At 70.5% G+C, this 18,080-nt stretch carries 18 protein-coding genes; 15 read left to right on the forward strand and 3 right to left on the reverse strand.

The window, feature by feature from the left end; genetic code table 11:
* Window positions 1-39: 39 nt before the first annotated feature.
* Together OG361_RS23475 and OG361_RS23480 are read right to left on the reverse strand one after the other, a co-directional pair.
* The gene (locus OG361_RS23475; protein WP_405856515.1) at window positions 40-999 is read right to left on the reverse strand and encodes a hypothetical protein; all 960 of its coding nucleotides are present in this window, start codon (window positions 997-999) and stop codon (window positions 40-42) included.
* Between the two features lie 32 nt (window positions 1,000-1,031).
* Entirely contained in the window at window positions 1,032-1,445 is a 414-nt protein-coding gene (locus OG361_RS23480) for a hypothetical protein (RefSeq protein ID WP_405856517.1), read from the reverse strand.
* A 458-nt stretch (window positions 1,446-1,903) separates the two neighbouring features.
* On the opposite strand from OG361_RS23480, the gene OG361_RS23485 reads away from it, so the two are divergent.
* Genes OG361_RS23485 through OG361_RS23500 form a run of 4 tightly spaced genes read left to right on the forward strand, consistent with a single transcriptional unit; the run spans window position 1,904 to window position 5,832 of the window.
* A complete protein-coding gene (locus OG361_RS23485) occupies window positions 1,904-2,347 on the forward strand; it encodes a hypothetical protein (RefSeq protein ID WP_405856519.1) in 444 nt (147 codons plus the stop codon).
* 10 nt (window positions 2,348-2,357) lie between these two features.
* Window positions 2,358-3,815, forward strand: a complete 1,458-nt coding sequence (locus tag OG361_RS23490; RefSeq protein WP_405856521.1) for a peptidoglycan-binding protein — start codon at window positions 2,358-2,360, stop codon at window positions 3,813-3,815.
* Complete coding sequence (locus OG361_RS23495; RefSeq protein ID WP_405856523.1) at window positions 3,812-4,597, forward strand: ABC transporter ATP-binding protein; 786 nt, start codon at window positions 3,812-3,814, stop codon at window positions 4,595-4,597. Before OG361_RS23490 ends, OG361_RS23495 begins: the two co-directional genes overlap by 4 nt.
* The gene (locus OG361_RS23500; protein WP_384559945.1) at window positions 4,594-5,832 is read left to right on the forward strand and encodes an ABC transporter permease; all 1,239 of its coding nucleotides are present in this window, start codon (window positions 4,594-4,596) and stop codon (window positions 5,830-5,832) included. The genes OG361_RS23495 and OG361_RS23500 overlap by 4 nt, the downstream gene beginning before the upstream one ends.
* 84 nt (window positions 5,833-5,916) lie before the next feature.
* On the opposite strand, the gene OG361_RS23505 is transcribed toward OG361_RS23500, so the two are convergent.
* Window positions 5,917-6,810, reverse strand: coding sequence for a C40 family peptidase (locus tag OG361_RS23505; protein WP_405856526.1), 894 nt, complete (start codon window positions 6,808-6,810; stop codon window positions 5,917-5,919).
* Window positions 6,811-7,468: 658 nt separating this feature from the next.
* On the opposite strand from OG361_RS23505, the gene OG361_RS23510 reads away from it, so the two are divergent.
* The 11 genes from OG361_RS23510 to nuoK are packed head-to-tail and all read left to right on the forward strand — an operon-like array spanning window position 7,469 to window position 18,071.
* A complete protein-coding gene (locus tag OG361_RS23510; RefSeq protein WP_019888619.1) occupies window positions 7,469-7,828 on the forward strand; it encodes an NADH-quinone oxidoreductase subunit A in 360 nt (119 codons plus the stop codon).
* Window positions 7,829-7,845: 17 nt separating this feature from the next.
* The gene (locus tag OG361_RS23515; protein ID WP_024756031.1) at window positions 7,846-8,400 is read left to right on the forward strand and encodes an NADH-quinone oxidoreductase subunit B family protein; all 555 of its coding nucleotides are present in this window, start codon (window positions 7,846-7,848) and stop codon (window positions 8,398-8,400) included.
* On the forward strand, window positions 8,397-9,128 hold the full coding sequence (locus OG361_RS23520) for an NADH-quinone oxidoreductase subunit C (protein WP_405856528.1): 732 nt from the start codon (window positions 8,397-8,399) through the stop codon (window positions 9,126-9,128). The genes OG361_RS23515 and OG361_RS23520 overlap by 4 nt, the downstream gene beginning before the upstream one ends.
* The gene (locus tag OG361_RS23525) at window positions 9,125-10,447 is read left to right on the forward strand and encodes an NADH-quinone oxidoreductase subunit D (RefSeq protein ID WP_384559951.1); all 1,323 of its coding nucleotides are present in this window, start codon (window positions 9,125-9,127) and stop codon (window positions 10,445-10,447) included. Before OG361_RS23520 ends, OG361_RS23525 begins: the two co-directional genes overlap by 4 nt.
* Window positions 10,444-11,184 carry an NADH-quinone oxidoreductase subunit NuoE gene (gene nuoE, locus OG361_RS23530; RefSeq protein ID WP_405856531.1) on the forward strand — a complete coding sequence of 247 codons (741 nt, stop codon included), beginning with the start codon at window positions 10,444-10,446 and terminating at the stop codon, window positions 11,182-11,184. The genes OG361_RS23525 and nuoE overlap by 4 nt, the downstream gene beginning before the upstream one ends.
* A complete protein-coding gene (gene nuoF / locus OG361_RS23535; protein ID WP_405856533.1) occupies window positions 11,181-12,542 on the forward strand; it encodes an NADH-quinone oxidoreductase subunit NuoF in 1,362 nt (453 codons plus the stop codon). The genes nuoE and nuoF overlap by 4 nt, the downstream gene beginning before the upstream one ends.
* Window positions 12,539-15,022, forward strand: a complete 2,484-nt coding sequence (locus OG361_RS23540; RefSeq protein ID WP_405856535.1) for an NADH-quinone oxidoreductase subunit G — start codon at window positions 12,539-12,541, stop codon at window positions 15,020-15,022. Before nuoF ends, OG361_RS23540 begins: the two co-directional genes overlap by 4 nt.
* Complete coding sequence (nuoH, locus tag OG361_RS23545) at window positions 15,019-16,380, forward strand: NADH-quinone oxidoreductase subunit NuoH (protein WP_384559959.1); 1,362 nt, start codon at window positions 15,019-15,021, stop codon at window positions 16,378-16,380. Before OG361_RS23540 ends, nuoH begins: the two co-directional genes overlap by 4 nt.
* Entirely contained in the window at window positions 16,373-16,951 is a 579-nt protein-coding gene (gene nuoI / locus OG361_RS23550; protein ID WP_405856538.1) for an NADH-quinone oxidoreductase subunit NuoI, read from the forward strand. Before nuoH ends, nuoI begins: the two co-directional genes overlap by 8 nt.
* On the forward strand, window positions 16,948-17,775 hold the full coding sequence (locus OG361_RS23555) for an NADH-quinone oxidoreductase subunit J (RefSeq protein ID WP_405856540.1): 828 nt from the start codon (window positions 16,948-16,950) through the stop codon (window positions 17,773-17,775). The genes nuoI and OG361_RS23555 overlap by 4 nt, the downstream gene beginning before the upstream one ends.
* Complete coding sequence (nuoK, locus tag OG361_RS23560) at window positions 17,772-18,071, forward strand: NADH-quinone oxidoreductase subunit NuoK (RefSeq protein ID WP_030693539.1); 300 nt, start codon at window positions 17,772-17,774, stop codon at window positions 18,069-18,071. Before OG361_RS23555 ends, nuoK begins: the two co-directional genes overlap by 4 nt.
* Window positions 18,072-18,080 lie beyond the last annotated feature (9 nt).

Below are 18,080 nucleotides of genomic sequence, written 5' to 3' on the forward strand. Positions count from 1 at the left end.
CACGACGGGCCCCTTCCCGCCGGAAGGGGCCCCGTCGTGTCACCGGTTGACCGAGGCAGCCTTCTTGATCCGCTCGTCCAGCTCGACCTTGACCTGGCGCAGCGTCTCGGCGTGCTCCTCCATGAGCTTCTTCTGGAACCCGGCCTCGGCGGTGTACCAGAGGGCCACCAGATCCGTCCGCTTCTTGCAGGCCACATCCTGCTTCGCGGCGGCGATCGCCTTGGCACTGCCGAAGTCGACCTCCGACTTCAGCCCGAGGGCTGCCTGCGGGGAGACGGGGTCGGTGACGCGGTACCCCTTCTCCGCCATGCACGCCGACCATGCCTTGACGGCCTTGGCCACCTTCGGGGACTCCTGGGCCCGGGAGGACGACTCGCTCTCCATGCCGAAGACGTAGAGGAGCTCCACGGGCTCCTTCTTCTCGGCGTAGAGGCGGAGGTACCCTTCCCGGCCGCAGCCACCGACCGGCACCTTCTGCCCGTTGACCGTCCGGCCGCTGTCGGTCTTCCGCGACTCCTCCAGGGTGAGCGGGGGAAGGACGATCCCACCCCCCGGCTTGGGCTTGAGCGGCGGGCCGCTCAGCGCCAGCCGCTCGGCCGGAGGGAGCGAGTCCTCGGGCACCTCGTCCGGCTCGGGGACGGGGCCGCCGGGCCTGGCGTACCCGTACCGTGCCGCCTTCGCCTCGTCCGTGACCCCGTAGCGCGACGACGTGTCCTTGGGACGAGGCACGGGCCGGACCGGCGGCTTGTACGTGAATCCGAACCGCTTCATGCAGTCCCCGACCAGCACGTCCTGTGCCGCCTCCAGACTGCGGATCTGCTCGTCCGTCGTCTTGTACGGGTCCAAGGGGTACACCAGTCGGGCCGGGGCGACCTTGGACGGGTCGGACAGCGGCTTCGTGTCGGCGGAGACGGCCGGTTCTCCCGATGAGCAGGCGGTGAGAAGCAGCCCCGCACTCAACAGGAGGACAGCGGCCGAACGGGACGGGCGGGGACGCATGAATGCTCCGGAGCTGGATGCGGGGGACGGACCTAGTTGGCGTCGTTGTCGTAGATCGAGGAGACCTGGTTCTTGAAGTTGGTGGAGAAGTTGCCCAGGTGCTCTGCGGGAATCCAGCCTTCGATACCGCCGGCGTACGAGCTGGTGTACACGTACCAGGTCACGTTGTCGCGGTTGAAGTACGACTCGGCGTTGTTGTCCACGATCTTGCCCTGCCCGTCGCCGGGCGTAATGAAGGTGTCGTTGCTGAGGAGGGCCTCGTCGTACAGGAAGTCGGTCCAGGAGCCCATCTGAGTGGCGTAGTAGGTCAGCGAGAACTCGTGGTAGTCCAAGTAGCCGTCCTTGTTCGCCGCCGAGGCGGGAGCGGCGGTCGCCAGAGCGCCCGCACCGAGGGCTCCGAGGGCGACGGCGGTGCTGAGGGTGCGACGGAGGCCGGTGTTCTTCATGGTCTTGCCTTTCGATACGAAAGAGACAGCGTGAGAACTACGTGACACATGGCGCCCGCGAGGCACCGACGGCGAAGTACACGCCACCGTCGATCTTGCGTCCAGACCTTTTCGCTCGCGTTGTCGAGCGAGGAGGGGGTTTTCCCTCGGCAACCAGCACCTTTCGCCCTGAGCGAAGGGGTGTTCGGTGTTGTGATAGTTCGTCAGGTCGACAGGCGCGGCGTCCGTTCGAACGGATCGCGCCCGCTCCCGATCTGGGAAACGGCTTGCCGGTCAAGGCATTTGGGAAGTGACGCGCCTTCGGCCGTGTGTCTAGAGTGGCGTCCGTCGAGCGCGCGTACGACGTGCCCGGCCCGCTTCGCGCCGCGCCGTGGAGGCGCCCCGCGCCACCGGTTCCGAGCTCCGCGCGCCCCATCACCGGGGACGCCTCCCCGTAGAAGGCAGAAGGACGTGCACCGATGAGACGCTCGCCGGCCATCCCCCTGCTCCTCGTCGCCCTCGCGCTCACCGGGTGCACCGCGGAAGCCGCCCGCGCCCCGATCGAGCCGGTCGACGCCGCCTACGCCGCGCACACCGAGTGCCTCGGCAAGCACGGAGTGGAGCTCAAGGAGAAGAGCGCCGGTGTCTGGGTCGTGGACAAGGGCGTCATCGACCACAAGGCGATGCTGGCAGCCCAGGAGGAGTGCAAGAGCCTGCTTCCCACCGAACTCCCTGTCGATCAGGAGGCGTTGAAGGTGGGGAAGCAGATCTCGGAGTGCTACCGGCGCAACGGCTACCCCGACTATCCCGACCCCGACCCGAAGACCGGTGAGGTGCCCGCGGGGACGGACATGAACGACTCCGCCGTGATGCGAAAGTGCCACCCGGGTACCTCTGACGTCAGCTTGCCCGCCTCCGGCTGAGGCCGCCGACATGGACGCAGACGTGAATACGGACATGGACACCACCCCCGAGCGCCAAGCCTCCCGAGGCCGCCTCTGGGTCGGTGCGCTCGTCGTCGGGGCCGTCGTCCTCACCGCTGCCGGCGCCTTCGCCGGTACGGTGATCAAGTCGCCCGCTCAGATCGCGGCGGATGCCGCCCCGCCCCCGGCCGACTTGCTCACCGCCGCCGTCGAGCGCCGCGTCCTGCGTGAGACGGTCGTGCTGCGCGGCACCGTCGTCGCGGGCCAGACCGTACCGGTGGCGCCGGTCGCCGCCGGCGCGGACGGCGGGGCGCCCGTCGTCACCAAGACGCCGGGCGCCGTCGGTGCGGCCGTGCGCGCCGGGCAGGTCATCCTGGAGATATCCGGCCGCCCGCTCTTCGTCCTCCCGGGCCGTCTCCCCGTCTACCGGGACCTCAAGCCGGGCGCGACGGGCGACGACGTGGCCCAGCTCCAGACCGCGCTGGCCGGGCTCGGCTTCGGCCGGGGCGGCGACGAGGAGGGGACGTTCGGTGCGGGGACGAAGGAGGCCGTGGAGGGGTTCTACGCCACCGCCGGCTACGAACCACGCCCGGCCGTGGACGACGTAGGCGCCGGTGTGGACGCCGCGAGTGACGCCGTGACGGCCGCCGAACGGGCCGTCGACGACGCCCGGGACGCGGTCGCCGAGAACAAGGACGAGGCTCAGAAGAAGAACCTGCGCAAGGCGCGGGACCGGGCCGTCGAGGACTTGGAGAAAGCCCGTACCGCGCTCGGCAAGGCGCGGGCAGTCGCCGGGCCGATGGTCCCGGCGGGAGAGGTCGTCTTCGTGGAGCGCTTCCCGGCCCGGATCGCGTCCACCGCCGTACGCCCCGGCTCCCCGGTCTCCGGCACGCTGATGACCCTGTCCTCCGGCCGCCTCCTCGCACAGGGCTACCTCCAGGACCACCAGAAGGGCATGGTCCGGCCCGGCCAGAAGGTCCGTGTCGTCGACGAGGTGACCGGCGTCGAACTCACCGCCGAGGTCGAGACCGTCGCCTCGACGCCCACCGCCGCCGCCGCCAAGCAAGGCGGCGGCCAGGGCGAGGGGCAGGGCCGGAGCGAGGACGGAGCCGCGCCCGCGAACGGCCCCACCGGCTCCGGCTTCCTCTTCACCGCCATGCCCGACGAGGAGATCCCGCCCGCCCTCGCCGGCCAGGACGTACGGCTGACGATCGAGGCGGCCTCCACCGATGGCGAGGCCCTCGTCGTCCCCGTCACCGCCGTGTCGGCGGGCGCGGACGGTACGACCGTGGTCACCGTCGTCGACGGGAGCGGGCGCCACACCCCCGTCGAGGTGCGCACCGGCACCCTCGGGGACGGCTACGTCGAGGTCGTCCCGCTCACGGCGGGCAGCCTGACGGAGGGCGCCGAGGTCATCACCGGGATCGCCGCCACCAGCGCCGACCAGGGCGGCCGGGAGCCGGAATGACCCCACTCGTACGACGAAGGCGGGACCGGAACTCCGGCCCGTCACCCGTCCACACCGCGCAGCCCACTCCGGAGACGCCCGTCATGGAGTTCCGCCGCGTCGGCCTCACCTACCCGGGCCCGCCGCCCGTCCAGGCCCTGCGACCCTGCGAACTCGCGGTCGAACGCGGCGAGTTCGTCGCCGTCGTCGGCCCCTCCGGTTCCGGCAAGTCCACCTTCCTGAACGTCGCGGGACTCCTCGACGCCCCCACCGAGGGCACCTATCTCCTCGACGGGATCGACACGGCCGAGCTCCCCGACAGAGACCGCACCGCCCTGCGAGGCCGCCGCATCGGCTTCGTCTTCCAGGCGTTCCACCTGATGCCGCACCGCAGCGCCGCGGAGAACGTGATGCTGTCGATGGTGTACGCGGCGGTGCCCCGCGCCGAGCGGCGCGTCCGCGCCCGCGAGGCGCTGGAGCGCGTCGGGCTCGCCCACCGGGTCGACGCGCTCCCCGGCCGCCTGTCGGGCGGTGAACGCCAGCGCGTCGCCATCGCCCGCGCGCTGGCGGGCCGGCCGTCGCTGCTGCTCTGCGACGAGCCGACGGGCAACCTCGACTCGGGCAACGCCGAGACGGTCCTGTCGCTCCTCGGCGAGCTCCACACCTCGGGCATGACGGTCGTCGTCATCACCCACGACAGCGAGGTCGCCGCGCGCGCCGACCGCACGGTGACGATCCGCGACGGCGTCCTCAGCGAGGCCGGGCCCGTACGGCGGAGCGGCCACGAACGGACCCCCGCATGAGAAACCGCCAGGGCGGCCGCGCCGTCGAGCCCACCCGCCTCACCTCCCGCGACCTGCTCTCCGAGGCCGTCGCGGGCATGCTCCAGCGCCCCGGCCGTTCCCTCCTCACCGCCCTCGGCACCGTCCTGGGCGTCGGCACCTTCGTCGCGATCCTGGGCCTGACGGCGACGACCTCCTCGCAGATCGACGCCCGCTTCGACCTGTTGACCGCGACCGAGGTCACCGTGGAGGACGTGGCCCAGCAGCAGGACGAGTTCGCCGGGCCCGGCTTCCCCGCCGACGCGGACGCCCGCGTCGAGCGGCTCGGTGGCGTCCGGCACGCCGGGGTGTACTGGACGGTCCGGCTGGGGCCCGACGTCGCCGTGCGGGCCGCGCCGGTCGGCGACGGCGCGGACGGCGTGCCGGTCGACGTGGTGGCCGCCTCGCCGGGCGCGCTCCGGGCCGCCGTGCCCCACCTCGCACAGGGCCGGCTGTACGACGAGTTCGCGTCGGCGAAGGCGCAGCCGGTCGCGGTCCTCGGGGCGTCGGTCGCGGCCCGGCTCGGCATCGTCACCCTGGAGACCCGCCCGGCGGTGTTCATCGGGGACGAGCCGTTCGTGGTCGCCGGGATTGTGGACGACGTCGAGCGCCGGCCGGACGTGCTGATGTCGGTGAGCGTGCCCCGGACGACGGCCGAGCGGATGTGGGGACCGCCGGGGCCGGGGGACGCGCGGATGCTGGTCGCCACCGAGACGGGGGCCGCCCGGCAGGTCGCCGAGGTGGCGCCGGTGGCGCTGCGCCCGGACCACCCGGAGTACCTGAAGGCGGTGCCGCCGCCGGATCCGCGGATGCTGCGGGCCGGGGTGACGGGCGACCTGGACCAGCTGTTCCTGCTGCTTGCCGGGATCTGCCTGGTCATCGGCGCGGTCGGCATCGCCAACACGACCCTGGTGGCGGTCCTGGAGCGGACCGGCGAGATCGGGCTGCGCCGCGCCCTGGGCGCGCGGGGGCGGCACATCTCCCTCCAGTTCCTGGCGGAGTCGGGCACGCTGGGCACGGTCGGCGGGCTTGTCGGTACGGCGCTCGGGGTGTGCACGGTGATCGGCGTGGCGCTGGTCAGGGACTGGACCCCGGTCGTCCATCCCGCGACCGTCGCCGCGGCTCCGGCGGTCGGTCTGGCCACCGGTCTGGTCGCCGGCCTCTACCCGGCGTGGCGGGCCTCCCGCATCGAGCCGGCCGAGGCCCTGCGCCACTGACCGCCGTCTCCGTGGGCCGGACACGGCGAAGGGCCGTCGCTCCCCCGAGGAGTGACGGCCCTTCGCCGTGAGTGCGGGGTCGGATCAGAGGATCCGGACGGCGCCCGAGGGGGTGTCCCAGTCGAGCGAGTGCTCGACGACGCCGGTGGCCGAGTTCTGCGCGCCGACGTACTTGCCGCCGCCGACGTAGATGGCGACGTGGTACGAGCCGCTGCGGCTGCCCCAGTACAGGATGTCGCCCGGCTGGAGGTTGCTCAGGGAGACGGAGGTGCCCATGCTCGACTGGTCGTACGAGATGCGGGGCAGGTCGATGCCGGCCGCGGCGTAGGCGCCCTGGACGAGGCCGGAGCAGTCCCAGGAGTTGGGGCCGGTGCCGCCGCGGACGTACGCGTCGCCGACCTGGGCACGCGCGAAGGCCACGATCGCGGCGGCGGTGCCGGAGGGGGCCTGCGTCTCGTTGCTGCTGCCGGTGCTCGTGGAGGAGCCGCTGTCCGAGGAGCCGGAGGAGCCGCTGTCGCTCGTGGAGGTGGTGGAGAGCTGGGTGCGCTCACGGTCGCGCGAGGCGCGCTCCTCGGCCTCCTTGCGCTCCTGCTCGGCCTTCGCCTTGGCCTCGGCCTCGGCGCGGGCCTTCTCGGCGCGCTCGGCCTCGGCCTTGCGGTCCGCCTCGGCCTTGGCCTTCTTGGCCTCCTTGGCGGCCTTCTGCAGGGCCAGGTTCTCCTGGGTCTGCAGGCTCTGGTCGAGAGCCTCCTGCTGGGACGCCTCGGCCGAGGCGGCGACGGCGCTCGCCAGGCCGGTGTCGAGGGACCCGAGCGTGGGCATTTCGATGGTCTCGGTCACCGGCTCGGCATTCGCCGGCCCGGCAGCACCGGCCACCGCGATGGTGCCGAGGACGCCACCGGCAACTCCGGCACGGAGCGCGAGCTTCGAGGCGCTGCGGCGGGGCTTCCGGTGGCTGGGTATGTGAGCGGTGTGGGACATGGGACAACCGCTATCAGGGCTTGGCGGTTCCCTTCAAGAAACGTGGTCTGCGCCACAGTTGTGCCGGGAGGCGCCGAATCCGCTTCTGTGGTGCCCTTATTGACGCCGTAACGGGCAAATCGGGCACGAGTCATTGAGCCCTTGATCATGCGTTTTCAATAAAACGTCCGAATTGCCCGTCACTTACCACCTCTTCACCTCGGTGGCCAAGCCCCGCTTTCCCTGGCCCCACTCGTCGTGACGCAGGTCACAATCTCGCTCGTGAACGGGCGCACGCGTCCACCTCCGTACGCCGGACCCCTCGACCGGGCGATGCGGGCTTCCTTTACCACCGGGGTGCGTCCATCGCCAATTTGCCTGTATGGGCCAACGCTTGATAGTGCAGCACCCCCTCCGAGCAGCGATTTCCCGTATGGATGTCACATCTGGTGATCACCTGGGCGCTTCGCGCAACAAGATCACCGCTCATCCGGCTTCATGATCCTTCGTCAGGTGGTGGAGATCACAAAGTCCTTGCTGTACCCCGTGTCGCAGATCACAGAGGGGCAGGCATAAGATGCGGGGCAGCCGGGCTTGTGAACTGCCTCACATGGGGGCGATCTTTCACGGGTCGGCAGTGCGGTCCAACGGTCAAGGACGACTGGAAGGAGCGAGGAGCGTGAATGCGTACGCGCCCGTCCTCGTGCTCGGTGCCCTGGGTGCGGGGTTTGCGATCTTCTCCGTGGTCATGGCCACGCTTATCGGGCCAAAGCGGTACAACAGGGCAAAACTTGAGGCGTACGAGTGCGGCATCGAGCCGACGCCCACTCCCGCCGGAGGCGGTCGCTTCCCGATCAAGTACTACCTGACGGCGATGCTCTTCATCGTCTTCGACATCGAGATCGTCTTCCTCTACCCCTGGGCCGTCACCTTCGACGCCCTGGGGCTTTTCGGGCTCGTGGAGATGCTGCTCTTCGTGCTCACCGTCTTCGTCGCCTACGCGTACGTGTGGCGGCGCGGCGGCCTGGAATGGGACTGAGGGGCTGAGGGGCACCTATGGGACTCGAAGAGAAACTCCCGAGCGGCTTTCTGCTGACGACGGTCGAACAGGCCGCGGGCTGGGTGCGCAAGGCGTCCGTGTTCCCCGCGACCTTCGGCCTCGCCTGCTGCGCCATCGAGATGATGACCACCGGCGCCGGCCGGTACGACCTGGCCCGCTTCGGCATGGAGGTCTTCCGCGGCTCACCGCGCCAGGCCGACCTCATGATCGTCGCCGGCCGCGTCAGCCAGAAGATGGCGCCCGTCCTGCGGCAGGTCTACGACCAGATGCCCAACCCCAAGTGGGTGATCTCCATGGGCGTCTGCGCCTCCTCGGGCGGCATGTTCAACAACTACGCGATCGTGCAGGGCGTCGACCACATCGTGCCGGTCGACATCTACCTGCCCGGCTGCCCGCCGCGTCCGGAGATGCTCCTGGACGCGATTCTCAAGCTCCACCAGAAGATCCAGACCTCCAAGCTCGGCGTGAACGCCGAGGAGGCTGCGCGCGAGGCGGAGGAGGCGGCGCTCAAGGCGCTGCCGACCATTGAATTGAAGGGTCTGCTCCGGTGAGTGACGAGACACCCAACCCCGAGAAGGAGCTGAGCGAGCAGAACCTGCCGGGCCAGCGCGGGGAGCACGGCGAGGAGGTACGCCTCCAGCGTGGCATGTTCGGCGCCAACAACGGCGGCGACACGTCCGGCTACGGCGGCCTCGTCCGCTCCGTCCGGCTCCCCGGCGCGACCGTCCGCCCCTACGGCGGCTGGTTCGACGAGGTCGCCGACGAACTCGAGGGCGCGCTGGAGGAGCAGGGCCTGCTCCCCGAGAACGCCATCGAGAGGACGGTCGTCGACCGCGAGGAGCTCACCTTCCACATCGAGCGCGAACACCTCGTCCGGGTCGCCCGCACCCTCCGCGACGACCCGGCGCTCCGCTTCGAGCTCTGTACCGGCGTCTCCGGCGTCCACTACCCGGGTGACAAGGGCCGCGAGCTGCACGCCGTCTACCACCTGCGCTCGCTCACCCACGGCCGGCTGATCCGCCTGGAGGTCTCGGCGCCGGACGCCGACCCGCGCATCCCGTCCCTCGTCGCCGTCTACCCGACGAACGACTGGCACGAGCGCGAGACGTACGACTTCTTCGGCATCGTCTTCGACGGCCACCCCGCCCTCACCCGGATCATGATGCCGGACGACTGGCAGGGCCACCCGCAGCGCAAGGACTACCCCCTCGGCGGCATCGCCGTCGAGTACAAGGGCGCCCAGATCCCGGCTCCGGACCAGCGGAGGTCGTACTCGTGACCACTCCCCACGCGTCTCCCCGCGAGACGACAGAAGGCGCCGTCTACACGGTGACCGGTGGCGACTGGGAAGAAGTCGTCCAGTCCGCCGCCAAGGCCGACGACGAACGCATCATCGTCAACATGGGCCCCCAGCACCCGTCCACCCACGGCGTGCTCCGCCTCATCCTGGAGATCGACGGCGAGACCGTCACCGAGGCCCGCTGCGGCATCGGCTACCTCCACACCGGCATCGAGAAGAACCTCGAGTACCGGACCTGGACGCAGGGCACCACCTTCGTCACGCGCATGGACTACCTCACCTCGTTCTACAACGAGACGGCGTACTGCCTGGGCGTGGAGAAGCTCCTCGGGATCACCGACCAGATCCCGGACCGGGCGAGCATCATCCGCGTCCTGCTCATGGAGCTCAACCGGCTCTCCTCCCACCTGGTGTGCATCGCCACCGGCGGCATGGAGCTCGGCGCCACCACGATCATGATCTACGGCTTCCGGGACCGCGAGATGATCCTGGACCTGTACGAGCTGATCACCGGCCTGCGCATGAACCACGCGTTCATCCGCCCCGGCGGCCTCGCCCAGGACCTCCCGCCCGGCGCCGTCGACGCCGTGCGCGAGTTCGTGAAGACCATGAAGAAGAACCTGCCGGAGTACGACAAGCTCGCCACCGGCAACCCCATCTTCAAGGCCCGCATGCAGGACGTCGGCTACCTCGACCTCACCGGCTGCATGGCCCTCGGCGCCACCGGTCCGATCCTGCGCTCGGCGGGCCTCCCGCACGACCTGCGCAAGACCGACCCGTACTGCGGCTACGAGAACTACGAGTTCGACGTCCCGACCGCCGACACCTGCGACTCCTACGGACGCTTCCTCGTCCGCCTGGAGGAGATGCGCCAGTCGCTGCGGATCGTCGAGCAGTGCCTCGACCGGCTGGCACCGGGCCCGGTCATGGTCGGCGACAAGAAGATCGCCTGGCCCGCGCAGCTCGCGCTCGGCCCCGACGGCCTCGGCAACTCCCTCGACCACATCAAGAAGATCATGGGCACCTCCATGGAGGCCCTGATCCACCACTTCAAGCTGGTCACCGAGGGCTTCCGGGTCCCCGCCGGGCAGGCCTACGCGGCCGTCGAGTCCCCCAAGGGCGAGCTCGGCGTCCACGTCGTCTCCGACGGCGGCACCCGCCCCTTCCGGGTCCACTTCCGCGACCCGTCCTTCACCAACCTCCAGGCCATGGCCGCGATGTGCGAGGGCGGCCAGGTCGCCGACGTCATCGTCGCCGTCGCCTCCATCGACCCCGTGATGGGAGGCGTCGACCGATGACGGAGAACGTCAGCCTGGGGATGCCCCAGCTCCCCGCCCCCGAGTACCCGGCCGAGGTCCACGCGCGCCTGACGGAGGACTCGAAGGCGATCATCGCCCGCTACCCGGACTCCCGCTCCGCGCTCCTGCCGATGCTGCACCTCGTGCAGTCGGAGGAGGGCCACGTGACCCGTACCGGCATGAGGTTCTGCGCCGAACTCCTCGGCCTGACCACCGCCGAGGTCACCGCCGTCGCCACCTTCTACACGATGTACCGGCGCAAGCCCTCCGGCGACTACCAGGTCGGCGTCTGCACGAACACGCTCTGCGCGGTCATGGGCGGCGACGCCATCTTCGAGGAGCTCAAGGCCCACCTCGGCGTCGGCAACGACGAGACGACCGAGGACGGCCGGATCACCCTCGAACACATCGAGTGCAACGCGGCCTGCGACTTCGCGCCCGTCGTGATGGTCAACTGGGAGTTCTTCGACAACCAGACCCCGGAGTCCGCCAAGAAGATGGTGGACGACCTGCGGGCCGGACGGACCGTCGAACCCACCCGCGGCGCCCCGCTCTGCACCTTCAAGGAGACCGCCCGCATCCTCGCCGGCTTCCCCGACGAGCGCCCCGGCGCCGTCGAGGCCACCGGCGGAGCCGGCCCGGCCTCCCTCATCGGCCTGCGCCTGTCCAAGGGCGAGGCCCCGCACCACCGAATCGTTCACCCGCGCGGTGAATCAACCCGTCAGGAGGGGGAGTGACGACCTTGGCGGCCGAGATCGACAACAGCAGCCCCGAGAAGCTTCTCGCCCCCGTTCTCTCCGCGTTCTGGGACCAGCCCAACTCCTGGACCCTGGAGACCTACGAGCGCCACGAGGGATACCAGGGCCTCAAGCGGGCCCTCGCGATGAGCCCCGACGACGTCATCGCGTACGTCAAGGAATCCGGGCTCCGCGGCCGCGGCGGCGCCGGCTTCCCCACCGGCATGAAGTGGCAGTTCATCCCGCAGGGCGACGGCAAGCCCCACTACCTCGTCGTCAACGCCGACGAGTCCGAGCCCGGCACCTGCAAGGACATCCCGCTCCTCTTCGCCAACCCGCACTCCCTCATCGAGGGCATGGTGATCGCCTGCTACGCGATCCGCTCGAACCACGCCTTCATCTACCTGCGCGGCGAGGTCGTCCCCGTCCTGCGCCGCCTCCACGAGGCCGTCCGCGAGGCCTACGCGGCCGGCTACCTCGGCAAGAACGTCCTCGGCAGCGGACTCGACCTCGACATCACCGTGCACGCCGGCGCCGGCGCGTACATCTGCGGCGAGGAGACCGCGCTCCTCGACTCGCTCGAAGGGCGCCGCGGCCAGCCCCGGCTGCGTCCCCCCTTCCCCGCGGTCGCCGGTCTGTACGCCTGCCCCACTGTCGTGAACAACGTCGAGTCCATCGCCTCCGTTCCCGCGATCCTCAACCGGGGCAAGGAATGGTTCACCTCGATGGGCAGCGAGAAGTCCCCGGGCTTCACGCTCTACTCGCTCAGCGGGCACGTCGCATCCCCCGGCCAGTACGAGGCCCCCCTCGGCATCACGCTCCGCCAGCTCCTCGACATGAGCGGCGGCATGCGGCCGGGCCACCGGCTCAAGTTCTGGACCCCCGGCGGCTCCTCCACCCCCATGTTCACCGAGGAGCACCTCGACGTGCCCCTCGACTACGAGGGCGTCGGCGCCGCCGGATCCATGCTCGGCACCAAGGCCCTCCAGTGCTTCGACGAGACCACCTGCGTCGTCCGGGCCGTCACCCGCTGGACCGAGTTCTACGCCCACGAGTCCTGCGGAAAGTGCACCCCGTGCCGGGAGGGCACCTACTGGCTCGTCCAGTTGCTCCGCGACATCGAGGAGGGCAAGGGCGTCATGGCCGACCTCGACAAGCTGAACGACATCGCCGACAACATCAACGGCAAGTCGTTCTGCGCCCTCGGCGACGGCGCCGCCTCGCCGATCTTCTCCTCGCTGAAGTACTTCCGCGCGGAGTACGAGCAGCACATCACGGGCAAGGGCTGCCCCTTCGACCCCGCCAGGTCGACCGTCTGGGCCGACCGGCGCGCAGGAAACACGGAGGTGAACGCATGACAGTCACCACGTCTGCCCCCTCCGGGGGTGGCGAGGCGGCGCTCCCGCCCCAGGACCTCGTCACGCTGACCATCGACGGCGCCGAGATCTCCGTCCCCAAGGGGACGCTGGTCATCCGCGCCGCCGAACAGCTCGGCATCGAGATCCCCCGCTTCTGCGACCATCCCCTCCTCGACCCCGCCGGCGCCTGCCGCCAGTGCATCGTCGAGGTCGAGGGCCAGCGCAAGCCCATGGCCTCCTGCACCATCACCTGCACCGACGGCATGGTGGTGAAGTCGCAGCTGACCAGCCCGGTCGCCGAGAAGGCCCAGCACGGCGTGATGGAGCTCCTGCTCATCAACCACCCGCTGGACTGCCCGGTCTGCGACAAGGGCGGCGAATGCCCCCTGCAGAACCAGGCCATGTCCCACGGACAGTCCGAGTCCCGCTTCGACGGGCACAAGCGGACCTACGAGAAGCCCGTACCGATCTCCACCCAGGTGCTGCTCGACCGCGAGCGCTGCGTCCTGTGCGCCCGCTGCACCCGCTTCTCCAACCAGGTCGCGGGCGACCCGATGATCGAGCTGATCGAGCGCGGCGCGCTCCAGCAGGTCGGCACCGGCGAGGGCGACCCCTTCGAGTCGTACTTCTCCGGCAACACCATCCAGATCTGCCCGGTCGGCGCCCTCACCTCGGCCGCCTACCGCTTCCGCTCCCGCCCCTTCGACCTGGTCTCCTCGCCGTCGGTCTGCGAGCACTGCGCCGGCGGCTGCGCCACCCGCACCGACCACCGGCGCGGCAAGGTCATGCGGCGGCTCGCCGCCGACGACCCCGAGGTCAACGAGGAGTGGATCTGCGACAAGGGCCGCTTCGGCTTCCGGTACGCGCAGCAGCGCGACCGGCTCACCACCCCGCTGGTGCGGAACACCGAGACCGGTGAGCTCGAAGCCGCCTCCTGGCCCGAGGCCCTGGAGGCCGCCGCCCGCGGGCTCGTCCGCGGCCGCACCGGCGTCCTCGCCGGCGGCCGGCTGACCGTCGAGGACTCCTACGCGTACGCCAAGTTCGCCCGGATCGCCCTCGACACCAACGACGTCGACTTCCGGGCCCGGATCCACTCCGGCGAGGAGGCCGACTTCCTCGCCTCCACCGTCGCCGGCCGCGGCCGCGACCTGGACGGCAGTGGGGTCACGTACACCTCGCTCGAAGCCGCCCCGGCCGTGCTCCTCGTCGGCCTGGAGTCCGAGGAGGAGGCCCCCGGCGTCTTCCTGCGGCTCCGCAAGGCCTGGCGCAAGCACGGACAGCGGACGTACGCGATCGCCGCCTTCGCCACCCGCGGCCTGGAGAAGGCGGGCGGCACCCTGCTGCCCGCCGCCCCCGGCACCGAGACCGAGTGGCTCGACGCCCTCACCTCCCGGGTCGGCCTCGAAGGCGACGGACTCGCCGCCGCCGAGGCCCTCCGCCGGGACGGCTCCGTCATCGCCGTCGGCGAGCGCCTCGCGGGCGTGCCCGGCGCGCTCACCGCCGCCCTGCGCACCGCGGCCGCCACCGGCGCCCGGCTCGTCTGGATCCCGCGCCGCGCCGGCGAGCGCGGAGCGGTGGAGGCGGGCACCATCCCGACGCTGCTGCCCGGCGGCCGGCCCGCGACCGACCCCCGCGCGCGGGACGAGGTCGCCGCCGCCTGGGGCGTCCGCGAACTCCCGCACCGCTACGGCCGCGACACCGGCCAGATCCTGGAGGCCGCGGCCACCGGCGAACTCGGCGCACTGCTCGTCGCCGGCGTAGAGGTCAGGGACCTGCCCGACCCGGCACGCGCGCGTGAGGCCCTCGACGCGGCCTTCGTGGTCTCCCTGGAGCTGCGGCCCGGCGAGGTCACCGAGCGCGCCGACGTCGTCCTGCCGGTCGCCGCCGTCGCCGAGAAGTCCGGCACCTTCCTCAACTGGGAGGGCAGGGCACGGCTCTTCGAGGCCGCGCTCAAGCCCGAGCAGATGACCAGGACGCTCGCCCCGACCGACGCGCGCGTGCTCCACATGCTCGCCGACGCCCTCGACGTCCACCTGGCCCTCCCCGACCTGCGATCCGCACGACGGGAGATCGACCGGCTCGGCCGCTGGACCGAGGAGCGGGCCTCCGAGCCCGCCGAGCCCGGCCAGGCCGCGCCCCGGGCCGGCGAAGGCGAGGCCGTCCTCGCCGGACACCGGATGCTCCTCGACCTCGGCCGCCTCCAGGAGGGCGACACCGCCCTGGCCGGCACCCGCCACGCGGCGGTCGCCCGGCTGTCGGCCGCCACCGCCGCCGACACCGGCGTCAAGGACGGCGACACCCTCGAAGTGACCGGCCCCACCGGCTCCGTCACCTTCCCCCTCCGGATCACCGAGATGCCCGACCGCGTGGTCTGGCTCCCGCTGAACTCGGCCGGCAGCGGCGTCCACTCCGCCACCGGCGCCCGCCCCGGCGACCTGGTCCGCATCGGCGCGGCCACCACGACGGAGGTCCAGGCATGAACACCGTCCTCGCCGCCGAAGACCTGTCCATGTTCGGCACGGACCCCTGGTGGCTCGTCGCGATCAAGGCCGTCTTCTGCTTCGCCTTCCTGATGGTGACCGTGCTCTTCTCCATCGTGTGGGAGCGCAAGGTCGTCGCCTGGATGCAGCTGCGCATCGGGCCCAACCGGCACGGCCCCTGGGGCATGCTCCAGTCCCTCGCGGACGGCATCAAGCTGATGCTGAAAGAGGACGTGATCGTCAAGAAGGCCGACAAGGTCGTCTACGTCCTCGCCCCGATCATCGCCGCCGCCCCCGCGTTCATGGCGATCGCCGTGATCCCCTTCGGGCCCGCCGGCAACGAGGTGTCGATCTTCGGCCACCGCACGACGATGCAGCTCACCGACCTCCCGATCGCGATGCTGTACGTCCTCGCGATCGCCTCCGTCGGCATCTACGGCATCGTCCTCGCCGGCTGGTCCTCCGGCTCCACGTACCCGCTCCTCGGCGGCCTGCGGTCCTGCGCGCAGATGATCTCGTACGAGATCGCCATGGGCGCGGCCTTCGCCTCCGTCTTCCTCTACTCCGGGTCGATGTCGACCTCGGCGATCGTCGAGGCGCAGGCGGACCGCTGGTTCGTCATCCTGCTGCCGGTCTCGTTCATCATCTACATCGTCACGATGGTCGGTGAGACCAACCGCGCGCCCTTCGACATGCCGGAGTCCGAGGGCGACCTCGTCGGCGGCTTCAACACCGAGTACTCGTCCATCAAGTTCGCGATGTTCATGCTCGCCGAGTACGTGAACATGGTGACGGTCTCGGCCGTGTCGGTGACGCTCTTCCTGGGTGGCTGGCGGGCCCCGTACCCGATCTCCACCTTCTGGGAGGGCGCGAACCACGGCTGGTGGCCGATGCTCTGGTTCGTCCTCAAGGTGCAGCTGCTCCTCTTCTTCTTCATCTGGCTCCGCGGCACCCTGCCCCGCGTCCGCTACGACCAGCTGATGAAGCTCGGGTGGAAGGTCCTCATCCCGGTCTCCGTGGTCTGGCTCATGCTCGTCGCCACCGTCCGGGCGCTGCGGAACGAGAACATCGCCTTCAGCAACATCGTCCTGTACGTGGCCGGTGCCGTCCTCGGACTGCTGCTGCTCTCCTTCGTCGTCGACACGTTCCGCGACAGGAAGGCGAAGGCCGGGGCGGAGGCCCCCGAGGACGCCCGCGCCTTCGACCCGATGGCCGGAGGCTTCCCCGTACCGCCCAAGCCCGGACAGTCCCTGCCGCCCGTGCCCCGGCGCAGGCCGCGGCACGACAAGGACCTCGTTGTCAGCGGCGCCTCCGATACTGCTACTGCGAGTGAGCGAAAGGAGACGGACGGTGTCTGAGTTCCAGAATCCGGTGGCCGGCTTCGGCGTGACCTTCAAGGCCATGTTCAAGAAGCGGCTGACCGAGCAGTACCCGGAGCAGCAGAAGACGACGGCGCCCCGCTTCCACGGCCGGCACCAGCTCAACCGTCACCCCGACGGCCTGGAGAAGTGCGTCGGCTGCGAGCTGTGTGCCTGGGCCTGTCCCGCCGACGCCATCTACGTCGAGGGCGCGGACAACACCGACGAGGAGCGCTACTCGCCCGGCGAGCGCTACGGCCGCGTCTACCAGATCAACTACGCCCGCTGCATCCTCTGCGGGCTGTGCATCGAGGCCTGCCCCACGCGCGCGCTGACGATGACCAACGAGTTCGAGCTGGCCGACTCCTCCCGAGAGAACCTGATCTACACCAAGGAGCAGCTGCTCGCGGGCCTCGACGACACCATGGTCGACACCCCGCACGCGATCTTCCCGGGCATGACCGAGCAGGACTACTACCGGGGCCTGGTCACCGAGGCCGCGCCCGGCACCGTCCCGCAGGTCGCCGTCTCCAACGGTGAGCAGGGCGAGCCGGAGGGGGCGGACGCATGAGCGCGAACCTCGCGGCGTACGCCACGTCCTCCGGTGAGGCCTTCCAGTTCTGGGTCCTCGGCACGGTCGCCGTCGCCGGCGCACTCGCCACGATCCTGATGAAGAAGGCCATGCACAGCGCCCTGTCGCTGGCCGGCACGATGATCGTCCTGGCGGTCTTCTACCTGGCCAACGGCGCGTACTTCCTCGGCATCGTCCAGATCGTCGTCTACACCGGCGCGATCATGATGCTCTTCCTCTTCATCGTCATGCTGGTCGGTGTCACGGCCGCGGACTCGCTGAAGGAGACCATCAAGGGGCAGCGCTGGTGGGCCGCGGCCTGCGGCCTCGGCTTCGGCATCCTGCTGATCGCCGGCATCGGCCAGGCCTCGCTCACCGAGTTCAACGGCCTGGGCACGGCCAACGCCGCGTACGGCGGGAACGTCGAGGGCCTCGCCGCCCTCATCTTCACCAAGTACGTCTTCGCCTTCGAGATCACCGGCGCGCTCCTGATCACCGCCGCCGTCGGCGCGATGGTGCTCACCCACCGCGAGCGCACCGAGCGGGCCCGCACCCAGCGCGAGCTGGCCGAGCAGCGCGTACGGGAAGGCAAGCACGTGCCGCCGCTCCCCGCGCCCGGCGTCTACGCCCGGCACAACGCCGTGGACGTCGCCGGTCTGCTGCCCGACGGCACCCCGTCGGAGCTCACCGTCATGCAGACCCTGCGCAAGCGGGGCCAGATCCGGGACGTGTCCAGCGAGGCGCTCGCCGACCTCAAGGCCCTGGAGCAGCGCTCCGAGGAGCGGCTCGGCCGGGACCGGGACGAAGAGGAGGCCACCCGGTGAACCCCGTCAACTACCTGTACCTGTCGGCCCTGCTGTTCACCATCGGTGCGGCCGGGGTGCTGATCCGGCGCAACGCGATCGTGGTCTTCATGTGCGTCGAGCTGATGCTCAACGCCTGCAACCTCGCGTTCGTCACCTTCTCCCGTATGCACGGCAATCTCGACGGCCAGATCATCGCGTTCTTCACGATGGTCGTCGCCGCCGCGGAGGTCGTCGTCGGGCTCGCGATCATCGTGTCCGTCTTCCGCGCCCGCCACTCGGCCTCGGTCGACGACGCCAGCCTGATGAAGCTGTAAGGGGCGGAA

It is taken from the genome of Streptomyces sp. NBC_00090 (assembly GCF_045160815.1).
GTDB lineage: Bacteria > Actinomycetota > Actinomycetes > Streptomycetales > Streptomycetaceae > Streptomyces.